General features: G+C 63.6%; 14 protein-coding genes. 8 read left to right on the top strand and 6 right to left on the bottom strand.

What is annotated here, in order from left to right; genetic code table 11:
- Nucleotides 1–38: 38 nt before the first annotated feature.
- Nucleotides 39–1,148: an ABC transporter ATP-binding protein gene (locus tag HDG34_RS05410; RefSeq protein ID WP_184058275.1), complete on the top strand. Its 1,110-nt coding sequence runs from the start codon at nucleotides 39–41 to the stop codon at nucleotides 1,146–1,148.
- Between the two features lie 146 nt (nucleotides 1,149–1,294).
- Here the strand turns inward: HDG34_RS05410 and HDG34_RS05405 are convergent, their stop codons facing one another.
- The 5 genes from HDG34_RS05405 to dalD all read right to left on the bottom strand — a co-directional run bounded on the left by HDG34_RS05405 (nucleotide 1,295) and on the right by dalD (nucleotide 6,867).
- The gene (locus HDG34_RS05405) at nucleotides 1,295–1,582 is read right to left on the bottom strand and encodes a contact-dependent growth inhibition system immunity protein (protein ID WP_184058273.1); all 288 of its coding nucleotides are present in this window, start codon (nucleotides 1,580–1,582) and stop codon (nucleotides 1,295–1,297) included.
- A gap of 9 nt (nucleotides 1,583–1,591) precedes the next feature.
- On the bottom strand, nucleotides 1,592–2,425 hold the full coding sequence (locus HDG34_RS05400) for an RNase A-like domain-containing protein (protein WP_184058612.1): 834 nt from the start codon (nucleotides 2,423–2,425) through the stop codon (nucleotides 1,592–1,594).
- A gap of 446 nt (nucleotides 2,426–2,871) precedes the next feature.
- A complete protein-coding gene (locus HDG34_RS05395; RefSeq protein ID WP_184058271.1) occupies nucleotides 2,872–3,819 on the bottom strand; it encodes a sugar-binding transcriptional regulator in 948 nt (315 codons plus the stop codon).
- A 77-nt stretch (nucleotides 3,820–3,896) separates the two neighbouring features.
- The gene (gene xylB / locus HDG34_RS05390; protein ID WP_090801671.1) at nucleotides 3,897–5,378 is read right to left on the bottom strand and encodes a xylulokinase; all 1,482 of its coding nucleotides are present in this window, start codon (nucleotides 5,376–5,378) and stop codon (nucleotides 3,897–3,899) included.
- Between the two features lie 67 nt (nucleotides 5,379–5,445).
- Nucleotides 5,446–6,867 carry a D-arabinitol 4-dehydrogenase gene (gene dalD, locus HDG34_RS05385; RefSeq protein WP_184058269.1) on the bottom strand — a complete coding sequence of 474 codons (1,422 nt, stop codon included), beginning with the start codon at nucleotides 6,865–6,867 and terminating at the stop codon, nucleotides 5,446–5,448.
- 377 nt (nucleotides 6,868–7,244) lie between these two features.
- Here dalD and HDG34_RS05380 point away from each other — a divergent pair, with 377 nt between their 5' ends.
- The 7 genes from HDG34_RS05380 (at nucleotide 7,245) to HDG34_RS05350 (ending at nucleotide 15,303) form a co-directional block, all read left to right on the top strand.
- Nucleotides 7,245–8,222, top strand: a complete 978-nt coding sequence (locus HDG34_RS05380) for an AraC family transcriptional regulator (RefSeq protein ID WP_184058268.1) — start codon at nucleotides 7,245–7,247, stop codon at nucleotides 8,220–8,222.
- Between the two features lie 111 nt (nucleotides 8,223–8,333).
- On the top strand, nucleotides 8,334–9,287 hold the full coding sequence (locus HDG34_RS05375) for a substrate-binding domain-containing protein (RefSeq protein WP_184051485.1): 954 nt from the start codon (nucleotides 8,334–8,336) through the stop codon (nucleotides 9,285–9,287).
- Nucleotides 9,288–9,349: 62 nt separating this feature from the next.
- Nucleotides 9,350–10,870 (top strand): sugar ABC transporter ATP-binding protein, encoded by a 1,521-nt coding sequence (locus HDG34_RS05370; protein WP_184058266.1) that lies wholly within the window; start codon nucleotides 9,350–9,352, stop codon nucleotides 10,868–10,870.
- Nucleotides 10,857–11,864: an ABC transporter permease gene (locus tag HDG34_RS05365; RefSeq protein WP_184058264.1), complete on the top strand. Its 1,008-nt coding sequence runs from the start codon at nucleotides 10,857–10,859 to the stop codon at nucleotides 11,862–11,864. The genes HDG34_RS05370 and HDG34_RS05365 overlap by 14 nt, the downstream gene beginning before the upstream one ends.
- A 40-nt stretch (nucleotides 11,865–11,904) precedes the next feature.
- Nucleotides 11,905–12,993 carry an alcohol dehydrogenase catalytic domain-containing protein gene (locus HDG34_RS05360; protein WP_184023044.1) on the top strand — a complete coding sequence of 363 codons (1,089 nt, stop codon included), beginning with the start codon at nucleotides 11,905–11,907 and terminating at the stop codon, nucleotides 12,991–12,993.
- A gap of 31 nt (nucleotides 12,994–13,024) precedes the next feature.
- A complete protein-coding gene (locus HDG34_RS05355) occupies nucleotides 13,025–14,569 on the top strand; it encodes an FGGY-family carbohydrate kinase (RefSeq protein ID WP_184058262.1) in 1,545 nt (514 codons plus the stop codon).
- Nucleotides 14,566–15,303, top strand: a complete 738-nt coding sequence (locus tag HDG34_RS05350) for an SDR family oxidoreductase (RefSeq protein ID WP_184058260.1) — start codon at nucleotides 14,566–14,568, stop codon at nucleotides 15,301–15,303. The genes HDG34_RS05355 and HDG34_RS05350 overlap by 4 nt, the downstream gene beginning before the upstream one ends.
- Before the next feature lie 93 nt (nucleotides 15,304–15,396).
- On the opposite strand, the gene HDG34_RS05345 is transcribed toward HDG34_RS05350, so the two are convergent.
- Nucleotides 15,397–15,768: a contact-dependent growth inhibition system immunity protein gene (locus HDG34_RS05345; protein WP_260321048.1), complete on the bottom strand. Its 372-nt coding sequence runs from the start codon at nucleotides 15,766–15,768 to the stop codon at nucleotides 15,397–15,399.
- Nucleotides 15,769–15,779: the final 11 nt, after the last annotated feature.

Genomic DNA, 15,779 nt, shown 5'->3' with positions numbered 1-15,779 from the left:
AACGAGCAGCATCGAACAGCATTACACGGAGACACATCATGGCAAGCGTAACCTTGCGCGACATCAGAAAGGCCTACGACGACAACGAAGTGATGCGCGACATCAATCTCGACATCGCCGATGGCGAGTTCGTCGTGTTCGTCGGGCCGAGCGGTTGCGGCAAATCGACCCTGATGCGGATGATCGCGGGCCTCGAGGACATCACGGGCGGCGATCTGAACATCGACGCCGTGCGCATGAACGACGTGCCGCCGGCCAAGCGCGGCATCGCAATGGTGTTCCAGTCGTACGCGCTGTATCCGCACATGACGCTGTACGACAACATGGCGTTCGGCCTGAAGCTTGCCGGCGCGAAGAAGCCGGAGATCGACTCAGCCGTGCGCAACGCGGCGAAGATCCTGCACATCGACCATCTGCTCGATCGCAAGCCGAAGCAGCTGTCGGGTGGCCAGCGTCAGCGCGTCGCGATCGGCCGCGCGATCACGCGCAAGCCGAAGGTGTTCCTGTTCGACGAGCCGCTGTCGAATCTCGACGCCGCGCTGCGCGTGAAGATGCGCCTCGAGTTCGCACGCCTGCACGACGAGCTGAAGACGACGATGATCTACGTGACGCACGACCAGGTCGAGGCGATGACTTTGGCCGACAAGATCGTCGTGTTGTCGGCGGGCAATCTGGAGCAGGTCGGCAGTCCGACGATGCTGTATCACGCGCCGGCGAACCGCTTCGTCGCCGGCTTCATCGGCTCGCCGAAGATGAACTTCATGGAAGGCGTCGTGCAGTCGGTGTCGCATGACGGCGTCTCGGTGCGTTACGAGACCGGCGAGACGCAGCGCGTGTTGGTCGAGCCGGGCGCGGCCAAGCAGGGCGACAAGGTGACGGTCGGCATCCGCCCCGAGCATCTGCACGTCAGCACGACCGAGGATGGTATCGAGGCACGCACGATGACGGTCGAATCGCTCGGCGATGCCGCGTATCTGTACGCGGAGTCGAGCGTCGCGCCCGATGGTTTGATCGCGCGGATTCCGCCGCTCGAACGGCATGCGAAGGGCAATACGCAGAAGCTCGGCGCGACGCCCGAGCATTGCCATCTGTTTGATAGCGAAGGCAAGGCGTTCCAGCGCAAGATTGTTGAGGTGCTGGCGGCGTGATCGCGCGATGACGCATTGCATAAGCAGGCGGCGCACGCAAGGCGCTGTCCGTGGAAGGTGTTAGGCGCGTTCGCTTGCCAAGGTGAAACGAACGCACGAAAAACCTACCGGACGGCGGGGAGTCGTCCGGTTCGGGGAAAACGAGGTTACTCGCTCATGAGACGCTTAAGTTCATTAAGAAAAGACTCGGTGGTGTGTCCCCACAGTGTCGGATCAAAACCCGCTCCATAGCTTGTTTCGAACGCAGAATCCAGATCGGTCGAGTGCTCATCCATGAACGAATTGATTTCACGAATCAAATCCGAATATGTGTGGGGACTGTCCTTCTTGTAACAAGCCACGATTTCAGCAATGGTTTCGCCAAACAGGTCAAAATCCTGACCAAAATACACGTGGAATATGCGGCGCATCGCCGGGTAGCGTTCGGGCGACATCGTTTCCCTTCAGTCAATGTAAGCGGTAAGCACGTAATATGACATGCCATTATAGGGTTCGTACTTTAGAAAGACTGTAACCCTGTTCATCTTCGTTAGCTTTCCTGTTGCCCTCGATATCCCATATCCAACGTCACCCGCGACGTGCTTAATCAGTGTGAGAGTAATATCTCGCGTCGGATTCTGCGCCCACGTGCGGATTCTACCTACGTTTGAAGACATAACTTCCGATATAGCCCATTCCGCAGTCCCGCGGCTTGTGAACGACGACACGATTTTCCGCTTCGGCTCATTTACCAATCTTTCCCGCAACTGCGCTTCGGTCCGTCCGACATGTTTCAAGAGCGTATGTCCACCGATCCGGCTGCCCGCCTTCGCCTCATGCATGTCCAGGTTGATCCGGCCCATCGTGACGCGCGCAGCGCGTGCCGCCTTGATCGAGCCGGCAAAGCCGAATGGCACGGCGATATCGAGCGACAGGCCGATATTGTTCGCCATGTCGGGGCTCGCCTTCATCGCTTCAGCGAGTTTCGTCGTGCCCTGCTGGGTCAGCGTGGCCGTATCCTGACCAGTCCAGACCTGCCGCAGGCCCGCCGCCGCCGAGTCCGAACCATGTACCCCGAACACGACACACCCGGCTTTGCTCGCCATCGTCGGGTCGGGCAAAACGCACAGCGCACCCGCACCGACCATTTCCAGCACGCCGCCGACGAGCTGTAACCCGCCCCAAAGCCGGTTGGAAAGCATCTCGGTCTGGCTGATCGACTGGCGGGATAGCACGGCCGCGAGTTGCGGAGCGCTCAGTACAACCTTCACTCCGTCGGCATTATCTGCACCGGGCATATCGAACCCCTCTGATGTTTTTATGGGGTTCCGATGCTGCCGTGCGGACCGTCTCTCAAGATTCGGACGACTCCGAATTTTCCGTAGCCCGATGCACGAGACCCGTTCTGCATCAAGCAGGAATAGCCGCAGCATGATGCTCGCCGTGACTGTTTCGTCATAACGGCGCTACAGGCAGGGAATCGACATTTGATTCGGGTACTGTGATAAGTAGTGGAGATGGTCAATATTTCTGTATCTGGCTTGAAGATGAAGACTGATTTGGCAAGCGAGTAGACAATCGCTCTGGATAGATTAAACAGAAGGCACGCTTCTTCTGCGGGCGCTTTTTTATGCCTTGCGTTGAAAGAATCATGCGTGTCAAAGGCACGCACTGCAGATCGTCAAGCGTGAGCGGTGCTTGCGGGCGTTGACGCGATAGAGCGCGACCGGCACGCATTCGAAACTCACGCCTCCAACGCCGCCCGCGCACACAACTCATCGGTCACGAGCCCCGACAACCACCCCCCCTTGAGCACCGCGATCAGCGCCTCGCGCTTGCGCAGCCCGCCCGCGAAGCCGATGGTCGGCCGGCGTGGCGGCGTGTCGAGCGCGATGCTCGTCACGCGTCGGCCGGTCGGCGATTCGACGTGCGCGCCGGCCGCATCGATCGGCAGGCCGAGCATTTCGGCGACCGCGCCGTTCTGCATCAGCTCGTTCACCTCGCCTTCCGTGATGAAGCCGTCCTCGTGCAACGGACAGGTCATCCCAATGTTGCCGATGCCGACGAACGCGACATCGGCCTGCGCCGACAGCGATTCGACGATCCGATAGAGACGGTGATTGCACCACTGCGCGCGCTCGGCCTCGCTGTCGGCGAGCAGCGGCGCGGGCAGCAGAAAATGCTTGCCCCCGGTCTTTTCCGAAATGTGCAGCGCGACGTCGTAACGGTTCGAGGAGCCGTCCTGCGCGATCGCGCCGACCATCGATACCAGCCGATGCTGCGGACGGTCAAGCTGCGCGATCTGATCGACCGCGGCCTTCAGCGTGCGGCCGCTGCTGACCGCGACGACCATCGGCTTTTCCTCGCTCAGATAGCGCTCCATTACCTGCGCGCCGGCCACCGCAAGCTTGCGGTCGACTTCCTCGGGCGTATCGCCGTCGATCGGCACGATCTCGCATAGGCTGAGGCCGTAGCGCTTCGACAGCTGATCGGCGAGCGACAGGCAATCAGCGAGCTTGTGATCGACCCGCACGCGGATCAGGTTCTTTTCGACCGCGAACGCGACGAGCCGCTGCGCGACCGGCCGCGATACCTGCAGCTTCTCGGCAATTTCGTTCTGGGTATTGCCCGCGACGTAATAAAGCCACGCGGCGCGTGTGGCGAGATCGAGTTTTTCTGTGGACCTGGGCACGATGAGGTTTCGGTTGAAGTGCGCCGATGATAGCGGCCGGCGGCGCGTCTGTCGCGCGGGCCGGCCGCGGTTGACGCTCAGGCGAGCGGTGCGCGCGCGGGATCGAACAGCGGCCGTACGTGTCGATACAGCGCGCGATACGCTTCGAGCCGGGTGCGCAATTGCGCGTGGCGGCGCGGATTCGGTGTGAACTCCTTTTCGACAGGCGGCTTGGTCAGCACGGTGGCCGGCTCGCCACCGGCGGCGAGCCAGCCGAGACGCGCCGCGCCGAGCGCCGCGCCGGTTTCGCCGCCGCCGTGCTTGACGGTGACGGTGTCGAGCGCATCGGCGAGCAACTGGGCCCAGTAGTCGCTGCGTGCGCCGCCGCCGAGCAGCGACAACACCTTCGCCTCGGTGCCGGCCGCGCGCAGCGCGTCGAGGCCGTCGGTCAGCGCGAGCGTCACGCCTTCGAGCACCGCGTAGCCGAGCAGCGCGCGGTCGGTTGCGTGAGTCATGCCGAAGAATACGCCTTGCGCATAGGGGTCGTTGTGCGGCGTGCGCTCGCCCGACAGATACGGCAAAAAGAGCGGCGCGGTGGTCAAGGCCTCGGCGGGCAGCGCCTCGATTTCGGCGAGCAGCGTCGGCTCGTCGGTCGACGTCAGCTTGCAGACCCAGCGCAAACAGCTCGCCGCCGACAGCACCACGCTCATCTGATGCCAGCGGTCCGGGATCGCATGACAGAACGCGTGCACGGCGGAGGCCGGGTTCGGGCGGAAGCTGTCGCCGACCACGCACAGCACGCCCGAGGTGCCCAACGACACGAAGCCGTCGCCCGGTTGCGTCGCGCCGATGCCGATCGCGCTGGTCGCGTTGTCGCCGCCGCCGGCCGCGACGATCACGTCGTCGCGCAGGCCGAATTCGCGCGCGAGTTCCGGCAGCAGCGTGCCGGCCGGCGCGCTGCCTTCGCGCAGCGCCGGCATCTGCGCGCGCGTCATGTTGCAGGCAGCGAGCAGCGAATCGGACCAATCGCGTTTCGCGACGTCGAGCCACAATGTGCCGGCCGCGTCCGATGGATCGGACACCTTGCCGCCCGTCAGTTGCAGGCGCAGATAGTCTTTCGGCAGCAGCACGCAGGCAGTCCTCGCGAAAATCTCCGGCTCGTGACGCGCGACCCACAGCAGCTTCGGCGCCGTGAAACCGGGCATCGCCAGATTGCCGGCGACGCTGTGCAGTTCCGGCGCGCGCTCGGTCAGCTCCGCGCACTCCTTGTCGCTGCGCATGTCGTTCCACAGGATCGCGGGCCGCAGCACGCGGTTTTCCGCGTCGAGCAGCACCGCGCCGTGCATCTGCCCCGACAGGCCGATGCCGCGAATCTGCGCGAATTCGTCGGGATGACGCGCGCGCAACGCGGCGAGCGCCGTGCGCGTGCCGGCCCACCAGTCTTCGGGATTCTGCTCGGCCCAGCGCTGGTGCGGACGCGAAACGGTGAACGGCGAGCCTGCGGTGCCGATCACGCGGCCGTCGGAGGCGAGCAGCAGAACTTTCACTTCGGACGTGCCGAGGTCGATGCCAAGGTACATGGGAGCGAAACCTTCGTCGTTGGGGATGCGCTACTTTAGCGGTTCATCGCGCGCGCTGTCATGCGCATTAAGCCTGGCTAGTCGCGCCGCGTTCGGCGAGCCATGCGTCGACCCGCGCGAGCGCGCCCGCGAGCGCCGCTTCGAGCTCGGGCGTCTGCGCCATGCCGCCCCACAGCAGCCGGTCGGCCGCGAACGCGCGCAGCGGATCGGGCGCCGTGAAAAAGGCGTGCGCGACGCGCTCTTCCATCACGCCGTCCTGATACGCGTAGGGCAGCTTGCCCGTGTGCCAGCGTTGCAGAAAGCGGAAGAACAATGCGGGCAGCATCGCGCTCGCCGCCGGCGTGACGCCGCGCTCGAAGCATTCGGCGAGTGTCGGCGCGATGAAGCCGGGCAACTTCGAGAAGCCATCGGCGGCGACGCGCTGGTTCGTGTCGAGGATATGCGGGTTGCTGAAGCGCTCGAGCACGACGTCGCGATAGCGTTCGAGATCGAGCGGACTCGGTGTCAGACACGGGATCACGTCCTCGGTCACGTAGTCATACGCGAACTGGCGGATGTCGGCATCGAGCGTGCCTTCGTGGATGTAGTTCAGGCCGACCAGCGTGCCCGCCCACGCGATGCAGCTATGCGTCGCGTTGAGAATGCGGATCTTCGCTTCCTCGTACGGCAGCACCGAATCGACGAGTTCCGCGCCGACCTTCTCCCAGGCGGGCCGTCCCGCGATGAAGCGGTCTTCGATCACCCACTGGATGAACGCCTCGCCCATCACCGGACTCGCGTCGTCGACGCCGGTCGCGGCCTTCACGCGCTCGCGCACGTCGGGCGTCGGACGCGGCGTGATGCGATCGACCATCGAACACGGGCATGACGTGTTGTCGTCGAACCATTGCGCGAGTTCGTTCGCGCCGCGTCGTTCGAGAAACTCGCTCATGCCCGCATGAAAGCGCTCGCCGTTGCTGCGCAGGTTGTCGCAGGTCTGCAGCGTGACGGGTCCCGCGCCGCGCTTCACGCGCGCGTCGAGAATCGCCGCGAGCGCGCCGTAGATCGTCGTGTGGCCGCCGGCGAGGTCGGCGGCGAGATCGGCATTCGCGGTGTCGAGCCGGTCGTGTTCGTCGAGGTAATAGCCGCCTTCGGTCACGGTGAACGCGATGATCTTGCAAGCTGGATCGGCGCCCGCGTCGATCAGTCCGTCGAGGCTTTCGCTCCACGGCAGCACGCGCTCGATCGAGCGGATCGTCTCGTAGGCGCGCTCGCCTTGCGGCGTGACGGTTTCGAGCGTGTAGACGCCGTTCTGCGCGGCGAGCGCTTCGAGCACCGGGTTCATGTCGCCGCGGATATTGCCCACGCTCAGCGACCAGCGCGGCTCGCCGGCCGTGCTCGCTTCGTTCAGCCGGTGCAGATACCACGCCTGATGCGCGCGATGAAACGATCCCGCGCCGATGTGCAGGATCACGTGTGCGGCCGCGCCACTGTCTTGCCCGCTGTTCATGTTGTGTCTCCAAAAACTTGTCCGCGGCGCTCGCGGCGCGCGTTCTGTGCGTGCAGAGCATTTGCTCTGTATGTGAGCGAATGATCGTACCCGGAGAAACGAAAGTCAAGGCAAGGGGCGGGCTTTTGATGGCGCAGCGCGGCATGGGCGATGCGCCGGCGGCAGCGACGAGCGCCCGAGGCGAGAAAACGAGTCGCGCCGCTCATATTGCATTGCATCAAATTTGACCGCGCACGCGTCGGGGCTAACCCGAATACAAAAAAGTATCGGTCCGCGGTTTCTTTTAAAGTGGTCGCCAACGCGTTTGGCGGTTACTTTTCGCTTTACAAGATCAAGATCGGCGGCGCCTCCCGCGCGCCGCTTCATGGAGGCAGACTGTGCAACCTGATCTCGAAATCGTGGCCGTACGCCACGACGAATCGTTCAAAGTGTGGTCGCATGGCTATCCGTATCGCACGGTGCGCTGGCACTTTCATCCGGAGTACGAAATCCATCTGATCGTCGCGACGACCGGCAAGATGTTCGTCGGCGATCACATCGGCAGCTTCGCGCCCGGCAACCTCGTGCTGATGGGGCCGAACCTGCCGCACAACTGGGTCAGCGACGTGCCCGAAGGCGAGAGCGTCGCGCAGCGCAATCTGGTCGTGCAATTCGGCCAGGAGTTCGTATCGAACTGTCTCGAGAGTTTTCCGGAGTGGCGTCAGGTCGAGGCGCTGCTCGCCGATGCGCGTCGCGGCCTGTCGTTCGGCCTGGAGACATCCGCGCAGATCAAGCCGCTCTTTCTCGAACTGCTCGCGGCGCGCGGGCTGCGCCGGCTCGTGCTGTTCATGTCGATGCTCGAGATCCTGATCAACGCGCCGGATCGCGACACACTCGCGAGTCCCGCTTATCAGGCCGATCCGACCAGCTTCGCGGCGACCCGCATCAATCACGTGCTCGCGTATATCGGCATGAACCTCGCGAACGAGTTGCGCGAGTCGGAGCTTGCGCAACTCGCCGGCCAGAGCGTCAGCGCGTTTTCGCGTTATTTCCGCCGCCATACCGGGCTGCCGTTCGTGCAGTACGTGAACCGCATGCGCATCAATCTCGCGTGCCAGTTGCTGACCGATGGCGAACTGAGCGTGACCGACATCTGCTTCAAGGCGGGCTTCAACAACCTGTCGAATTTCAACCGGCAGTTTCTTGCGATGAAGGGCATGGCGCCGTCGACGTTTCGCCGTTATCAGCAACTGAACGATGCGAGCCGCGATGCTTCCGAGCAGGCGGCCGCGCATGGCAGGGGCATCGACAACGCGCCGGCGATCGTGCTCGCGCCGGGCTTGTCGCGTAGCGGCGTCGCGTACCCGGTCACATAGTGCCCATCCGGTAGTTCACAGCTTTATTCCACTCGCGTTTCAACACGCATCGATCGCGCTGTGCGCCCACAGCGCGACGGGGCGTGCTCACTTCAAAAAATGGAGACAACCATGAAGCCGTCTACTCTTTCGCTTAACCCTTCGATGATGTTCGCGCGCCGTGTCGCCGCGCTCGCGTTCGGTTTGTCGCTAGTCGCTGTGTCGGCCGCGCAGACCGCGCAGGCCGCGCCGCTGAAAATCGGCATGACGTTCCAGGAACTGAACAACCCGTACTTCGTGACGATGCAGAAAGCGCTGAACGACGCGGCCGCGTCGACTGGCGCGACGGTCATCGTCACCGACGCGCATCACGACGTCAGCAAGCAGGTCAGCGACGTCGAAGACATGCTGCAAAAGAAGATCGACATCCTGCTCGTCAATCCGACCGACTCGACCGGCATCCAGTCGGCGGTCATGTCGGCGAAGAAGGCGGGCGTCGTCGTGGTCGCGGTCGATGCGAACGCGAACGGTCCGGTCGATTCGTTCGTCGGCTCGAAGAACTACGACGCGGGCGTGATGGCGTGCGACTACCTCGCGAAGTCGATCGGCGGCAGCGGCGAAGTGGCGATTCTCGACGGCATTCCGGTCGTGCCGATTCTCGAACGCGTGCGCGGCTGCAAGGCGGCGCTCGCGAAGTCGCCGGGCGTGAAGCTCGTCGATACGCAGAACGGCAAGCAGGAACGCGCGACCGCGTTGTCCGTCACCGAGAACATGATCCAGGCGCATCCGAATCTGAAGGGCGTGTTCAGCGTGAACGACGGCGGCTCGATGGGCGCGCTGTCGGCGATCGAATCGTCGGGCAAGGACATCAAGCTGACGAGCGTCGACGGCGCACCGGAAGCGATCGCCGCGATCCAGAAGCCGAATTCGAAATTCGTCGAGACGTCTGCGCAATTCCCGGCCGACCAGGTGCGCATCGCGCTCGGCATCGCGCTCGCGAAGAAGTGGGGCGCCAATGTGCCGAAAGCGATTCCGGTCGACGTGAAGATGATCGACAAGAGCAACGCCAAGGGCTTCAGCTGGTAATGCAAGCGCAGGCTGCCGCGCGTGCGGATCATGCGCGGCGGCGCGCGGCACAGGAACACGCGATGGACACGATTCTGAAGCTCGACAACATCAGCAAGAGCTTTCCCGGCGTGAAGGCGCTGCAAGGCATTCACCTCGAGATCGCGCGCGGCGAGATTCACGCGCTGCTCGGCGAGAACGGCGCGGGCAAGTCGACGCTAATGAAGATTCTGTGCGGTATCTACCAGCCCGACGAAGGCACGATCACGCTCGACGGCGAGCAACGCCATTTCGCGAACTATCACGACGCGGTGGCCGCGGGCGTCGGTATCGTGTTTCAGGAGTTCAGCCTGATTCCGTATCTGAACGCGGTGGAGAACATGTTTCTCGGCCGTGAATTGCGCAACCGCTTCGGTCTGCTCGAACGCGGCAGCATGCGGCGCGCGGCGGCGCGGATTTTTGAGCGGCTAGGCGTAGCGATCGATCTGTCGGTGCCGATCCGGGAACTGTCGGTAGCGCAGCAGCAGTTCGTCGAAATCGGCAAGGCGTTGTCGCTCGATGCGCGCGTGCTGATTCTCGACGAACCGACCGCGACGCTGACGCCCGCCGAGGCCGCGCATCTGTTCACGATCATGCGCGAGCTGAAGCAGCAGGGCGTCGCGATGATCTTCATCTCGCACCACCTCGAAGAGATTTTCGAGGTGTGCGACCGCATCACGGTGCTGCGCGACGGCCAGTACGTCGGCACGACCGAGGTCGCGCAATCCGACGTGAGCCGGCTCGTGCAGATGATGGTGGGACGCCGCATCGAAAGCAGCTTTCCGCCGAAGCCGACGCCGCGCGCCGACGCGAAGGTCGTGCTCGACGTCGTGCGCTTGCAGCTGTTCAAAGACAGCCCCGAGCTGAGCTTCACGCTGCGCGAGGGCGAGATTCTCGGCTTCGCGGGACTCGTCGGTTCGGGGCGCACCGAGACCGCGCTCGCGGTGATCGGCGCGGACCGTGCGTACGCGAAGGAAATTCGCGTCAACGGCGCGGCCGCGAAGCTCGCCGACCCGGCCGATGCGCTGCGCGCGGGCGTCGGCATTCTGCCCGAGAGCCGCAAGACCGAAGGGCTCATCACCGAGTTCTCGATCAAGCAGAACATCTCGATCAACAACCTCGGCAAGTACCGGTCGCTACGTTTCTTCATCGACCAACGTAGCGAAGCGCGCGCGACCGCCGACATCATGAAGCGCGTCGGCGTGAAGGCCCCAACGATGCACACCGAAGTCGCGACGCTGTCGGGCGGCAATCAGCAGAAGGTCGTGATCGCGCGCTGGCTCAATCACCACACCAACATCCTGATCTTCGACGAACCGACGCGCGGCATCGACGTCGGCGCGAAGGCCGAAATCTATCTGCTGATGCGCGAACTGACCGCGCGCGGCTACTCGATCATCATGATCTCGTCCGAGTTGCCGGAGATCGTCGGCATGTGCGACCGCGTCGCCGTATTCCGGCAGGGCCGCATCGAAGCGCTGCTCGAAGGCGACGCGATCGAATCGAATGCCGTGATGACCTATGCGACCGCCGGTTCGGCTGGAGCCTCTCATGAACATGCCTAATCCTTTCTCTTCGCCGAAAACATCGAGTGTCAACAGCGACACGCCGGGCGCGCCGGTGCGCTTCACGTGGGCCGCGCTCAAGCGCTCGACGCTGTTCTATCCGTTCATCGGCCTGCTGGTCGTCTGCATCGTGATGGTGTTCGCGAGCGACAGCTTTCTGTCGGCCGCGAACATCGAGAACGTGCTGCGCCAGGTGTCGATCAACGCGATCATCGCGGTCGGCATGACCTGCGTGATCCTGACGGGCGGCATCGATCTGTCGGTCGGCTCGGTGATGGCGCTCTCGGGCACGCTGTCGGCCGGCCTGATGGTCGCCGGCATGAATGGGGTGGCCGCGCTTGCGGTCGGCCTCGCGGTCGGTCTCGGCTTCGGCGCGGCCAACGGCTTTTTCGTCGCGTTTGCCGGCATGCCGCCGATCATCGTCACACTCGCGACGATGGGTATCGCGCGCGGCCTCGCGCTGATCTACACGGGCGGCTATCCGATCGATGGTCTGCCCGACTGGGTCAGCTTCTTCGGCAGCGGCAAGATTCTCGGCGTCCAGGCACCGGTCGTGATCATGGCGGTGATCTATCTGATCGCGTGGGTGTTGCTCGAACGGATGCCGTTTGGCCGCTACGTGTATGCGATCGGCGGTAACGAGCAGGCGACGCGATTGTCCGGCGTGCGCGTCGCGCGCGTGAAGCTGATCGTCTACACGATCGCCGGCTTGACGTCAGCGTTTGCCGCGATCGTGCTGACCGCGCGCCTGATGAGCGGCCAGCCGAACGCGGGCGTCGGTTTCGAACTCGACGCGATCGCCGCCGTCGTGATGGGCGGCACGTCGATCTCCGGTGGGCGCGGCTCGATCATCGGCACGCTGATCGGCGCGCTGTTACTCGGCGTCCTGAATAACGGCCTGAACATGGTCGGCGTGAATCCATACGTGCAGAACGTGATCAAGGGCGGAATCATTCTGCTCGCAATCTATATCAGCCGCGACCGCAGAAAGTAACGCTCGCTTCCCCACATCCCTCTTTTCGCAGGACCATGCAATGACGACTCAATCCGACCAGCAGAACATGACCGCCATCGTCTGTCATGCACCGAAAGACTATCGAGTCGAGCAGGTACAGAAACCACGCGCGCGCGCGCACGAACTCGTGATCCGCATCGCCGCGTGCGGCATCTGCGCGAGCGACTGCAAATGCCATTCGGGCGCGAAGATGTTCTGGGGCGGCCCGAGCCCATGGGTCAAGGCACCGGTGATTCCGGGTCATGAGTTCTTCGGCTATGTCGAGGAACTGGGCGAGGGCGCGGCCGAGCATTTCGGCGTGCAGAAGGGCGAGCGCGTGATCGCCGAGCAGATCGTGCCGTGCGGCAAGTGCCGCTACTGCAAATCCGGCCAGTACTGGATGTGCGAAGTGCACAACATTTTCGGCTTTCAGCGCGAGGTGGCGGACGGTGGCATGGCCGAGTACATGCGCATTCCGCCGACCGCGATCGTCCACAAGATTCCCGACGGCATCTCGCTCGAAGACGCCGCGATCATCGAGCCGCTCGCGTGTGCGATTCACACGGTCAATCGCGGCGATCTGCAACTCGACGACGTGGTCGTGATCGCGGGCGCGGGGCCGCTCGGTCTGATGATGACGCAGGTCGCGCATCTGAAGACGCCGAAGCAGCTCGTCGTGATCGATCTCGTCGAAGAACGGCTCGCACTCGCGCGCGAATATGGCGCGGACGTGACGATCAATCCTCGGAAGGACGACGCGCTCGCGATCATCCATTCACTGACGGACGGCTACGGCTGCGACGTCTATATCGAAACGACGGGTGCGCCGATCGGGGTGAATCAGGGGATGGACCTGATCCGCAAGCTCGGGCGCTTCGTCGAATTCTCGGTGTTCGGCGCGGATACGACGCTCGACTGGTCGGTGATCGGCGATCGCAAGGAACTCGACGTGCGCGGCGCGCATCTTGGGCCCTATTGCTATCCGATCGCAATCGATCTGCTCGCGCGCGGGCTCGTCACGTCGAAGGGCATCGTCACGCACGGCTTTTCGTTGGAAGAATGGGACGAAGCGATCAGGATCGCGAACTCGCTCGATTCGATCAAAGTGCTGATGAAGCCGCGCGCGTGAATCTGGGGCGCGGCGTTTCAACGGAGACTCTATGAACTACGTCATCGGCGTCGATATCGGCACGCAGAGCACGAAGGCGCTGCTGGTCGACGAGCAAGGCGCGATCGTCGCGCAGCATGCGTCGAGCTATCAGCCCGATACGCCGAAGCCATTGTGGGCCGAGCAGTGGCCCGCGGTGTGGCTGAAGGCCGTGGTCGAATGCGTGGCCGCGTGCGTGGGCGACGCGAAGGCGGCCGGCATCGCGCCGGGCGCGATCAAGGCACTGTGCGTGAGTAGCCTTTACGGCGGCTCGGGCATTGCGGTCGACAACGACATGCGGCCGCTGGCGCCGTGCCTGATCTGGATGGACCGGCGCGCGACCGCGCAGGTCGACTGGGTGCGCGAGAACATCGATCTCGAACGGCTCTATACGATCACCGGCAACGGAGTGGACAGCTACTACGGTTACACGAAGATGCTGTGGCTGCGCGAGAACGAGCCGGACGTGTGGGCGCATACGCGCTATTTTTTGCCGCCGAACGCATACGTGATCTACATGCTGACCGGCGAGGTCGCCGTCGATCACAGCTCGGCCGGCAATATCGGCGGCGTCTACGATATCGCGCGGCGCGACTGGTCGGACGAAGCGCTCGACATGCTCGGCATTCCCGCGACGATGATGCCGGAGCGGCTCGTCGAATCGTCGGAGGTGGTGGGCGGGCTGTTGTCGCAATGGACCGCGCAGCTCGGGCTCGACGCGGGCACGGCGATCGTCGCGGGTGGCGTCGATGCGGCGATGGCGACGTTCGCGGCCGGCGTCACGCGCGCGGGGCAGCACGTTGCGATGATCGGCACCAGCATGTGCTGGGGTTACATCAATCAGCGTGTCGACGCACGGCACGGTTTGATCAGCATGCCGCACGTTTTCAACGGGCAGCACGACATCTACGTATTCGGCGGCGCGATTACCGCGGGCGCGTCGGTCACCTGGTATCGCGAGCAGTTCTGTCATGCGGAGATCGAGGCCGCGCGCGCGACACCGCATGGCGATCCGCATCGGCTGCTCGAAGAGAGCGCCGCGCAAGTGCCGGCCGGCGCCGACGGCGTGCTGTTCCTGCCGTATCTGATGGGCGAGCGCAGCCCGGTGTGGGATGCGAAAGCGAGCGGCGCGTTCGTCGGGCTGTCGCTGTTTCATACGCGCGCGCATCTGTATCGCGCGGTGCTCGAAGGCGTGTCGTTCGCGCTGAAGCACAACATCGAGGCGGGGCGCAAAGGCGCGCAATCGCTCGACGACAAGCTGATCGTGGTCGGCGGCGCCGCGCATTCGGACCTGTGGATGCAGATCATCGCCGACGTCACCGGCTATCCGGTCTACACGATCGAGCAGGACGTCGAAGCCGCGATGGGCGCCGCGCTGCTCGCCGCGCTCGGCGTCGGTCTCGTGTCGCGCGAAGCGGCGCAAGGCGGCTGGGTCACGCTGATCGAGCGCGCGCAGCCCGAGGCACGGCGCATGGCGCTATACAAAGAGCGCTTCGGCGTGTACACGGACCTCTATCCGGCGTTGAAGCCAGTCATGCATCGCTTGCAATCATCATGAACGCTACTTTCGATTTTTCCGGCCGCTCGATTCTGGTGACGGGCGCCTCCAGCGGCATCGGCCGCGCGACGGTCGAGGCGCTGTGCGCGAGCGGCGCGTCGGTCGTCGCGGCCGCGCGCAACCTGAACGAGCTCGCGCGGCTCGCCGAGGAAACCGGCTGCGAGACGTTGAGGCTCGACATCAGCGACGAAGCCGTGATCGACGAAGCAATGGCCTCGCTCGAACCGTTCGACGGTCTGGTGAATTGCGCGGGCATCGCGTTGCTCGAACGCGCGGTGGAAACGACGGCCGCAAGCTTCGATCGCGTGATGGCGGTGAATGCGCGCGGGGCGGTGCTAGTCGCGAAGCACGTCGCGCGTGGCATGCTCGACGCGGGGCGCGCGGGCAGCATCGTCAACGTGTCGAGCCAGGCCGCGCTCGTCGCGCTCGACGATCATCTGAGCTATTCGGCATCGAAGGCCGCGCTCGATGCGATCACGCGCGCGTTGTGCATCGAGCTGGGGCCGTACGGAATTCGCGTGAACAGCGTGAACCCGACGGTCACGCTGACGCCGATGGCGGTGCTGGCGTGGAGCGATCCTGTCAAACGCGATCCCGCTTTGCAGGCGATTCCGCTCAGGCGCTTTGCCGAATCGGCGGAAGTCGCCGCGCCGATTCTGTTTCTGTTGAGCGACGCGGCGTCGATGATCAGCGGGGTGTGTTTGCCGATCGATGGTGGTTATACCGCGCGCTAGCGGGTGTCAGGCACTGTCGGTTGCCGGGTGAAATGGAAGTACGCGGAGGCCCTACCAGACGGTGTGGGGCCGTCCGGTGGGAGGAAGTGCGGGCTACTCACTCAGAAGAAGACGCTTAAGTTTGTCGAGAAAAGCCTCAGTGGTCTGCTCCCACACGGTCGGATCGCACTGGTAGCCAAAATTTTCCTCAAACGCTGCGTCAAGGTTCCCCGCATGATCGCTCTTGAATCGGTCTATCTCGGCCACCGTCGCGTAAATCTCTTCCGGTGTGCATTCGCATGTAAAAGACAAAACCAATTCCTCAATTGTGTTTCCGAACAAGTCGAAATCTTCATGGAAGCGGCCACCAATCAATTGATACAAATTTTCGTATCTCAGATTGATCGACTGGCCGGATAGCACAGCCGCGAGTTGCTGAGCACTCAGTACAACCTTCAGTCCTTCGTCGTCATCGGCACCGGGCATATCGAAACACT

It is taken from the genome of Paraburkholderia sp. HC6.4b (assembly GCF_014200875.1).
GTDB classification, from domain to species: domain Bacteria; phylum Pseudomonadota; class Gammaproteobacteria; order Burkholderiales; family Burkholderiaceae; genus Paraburkholderia; species Paraburkholderia tuberum.
This window is presented reverse-complemented; position numbering and strand designations above follow the sequence as displayed.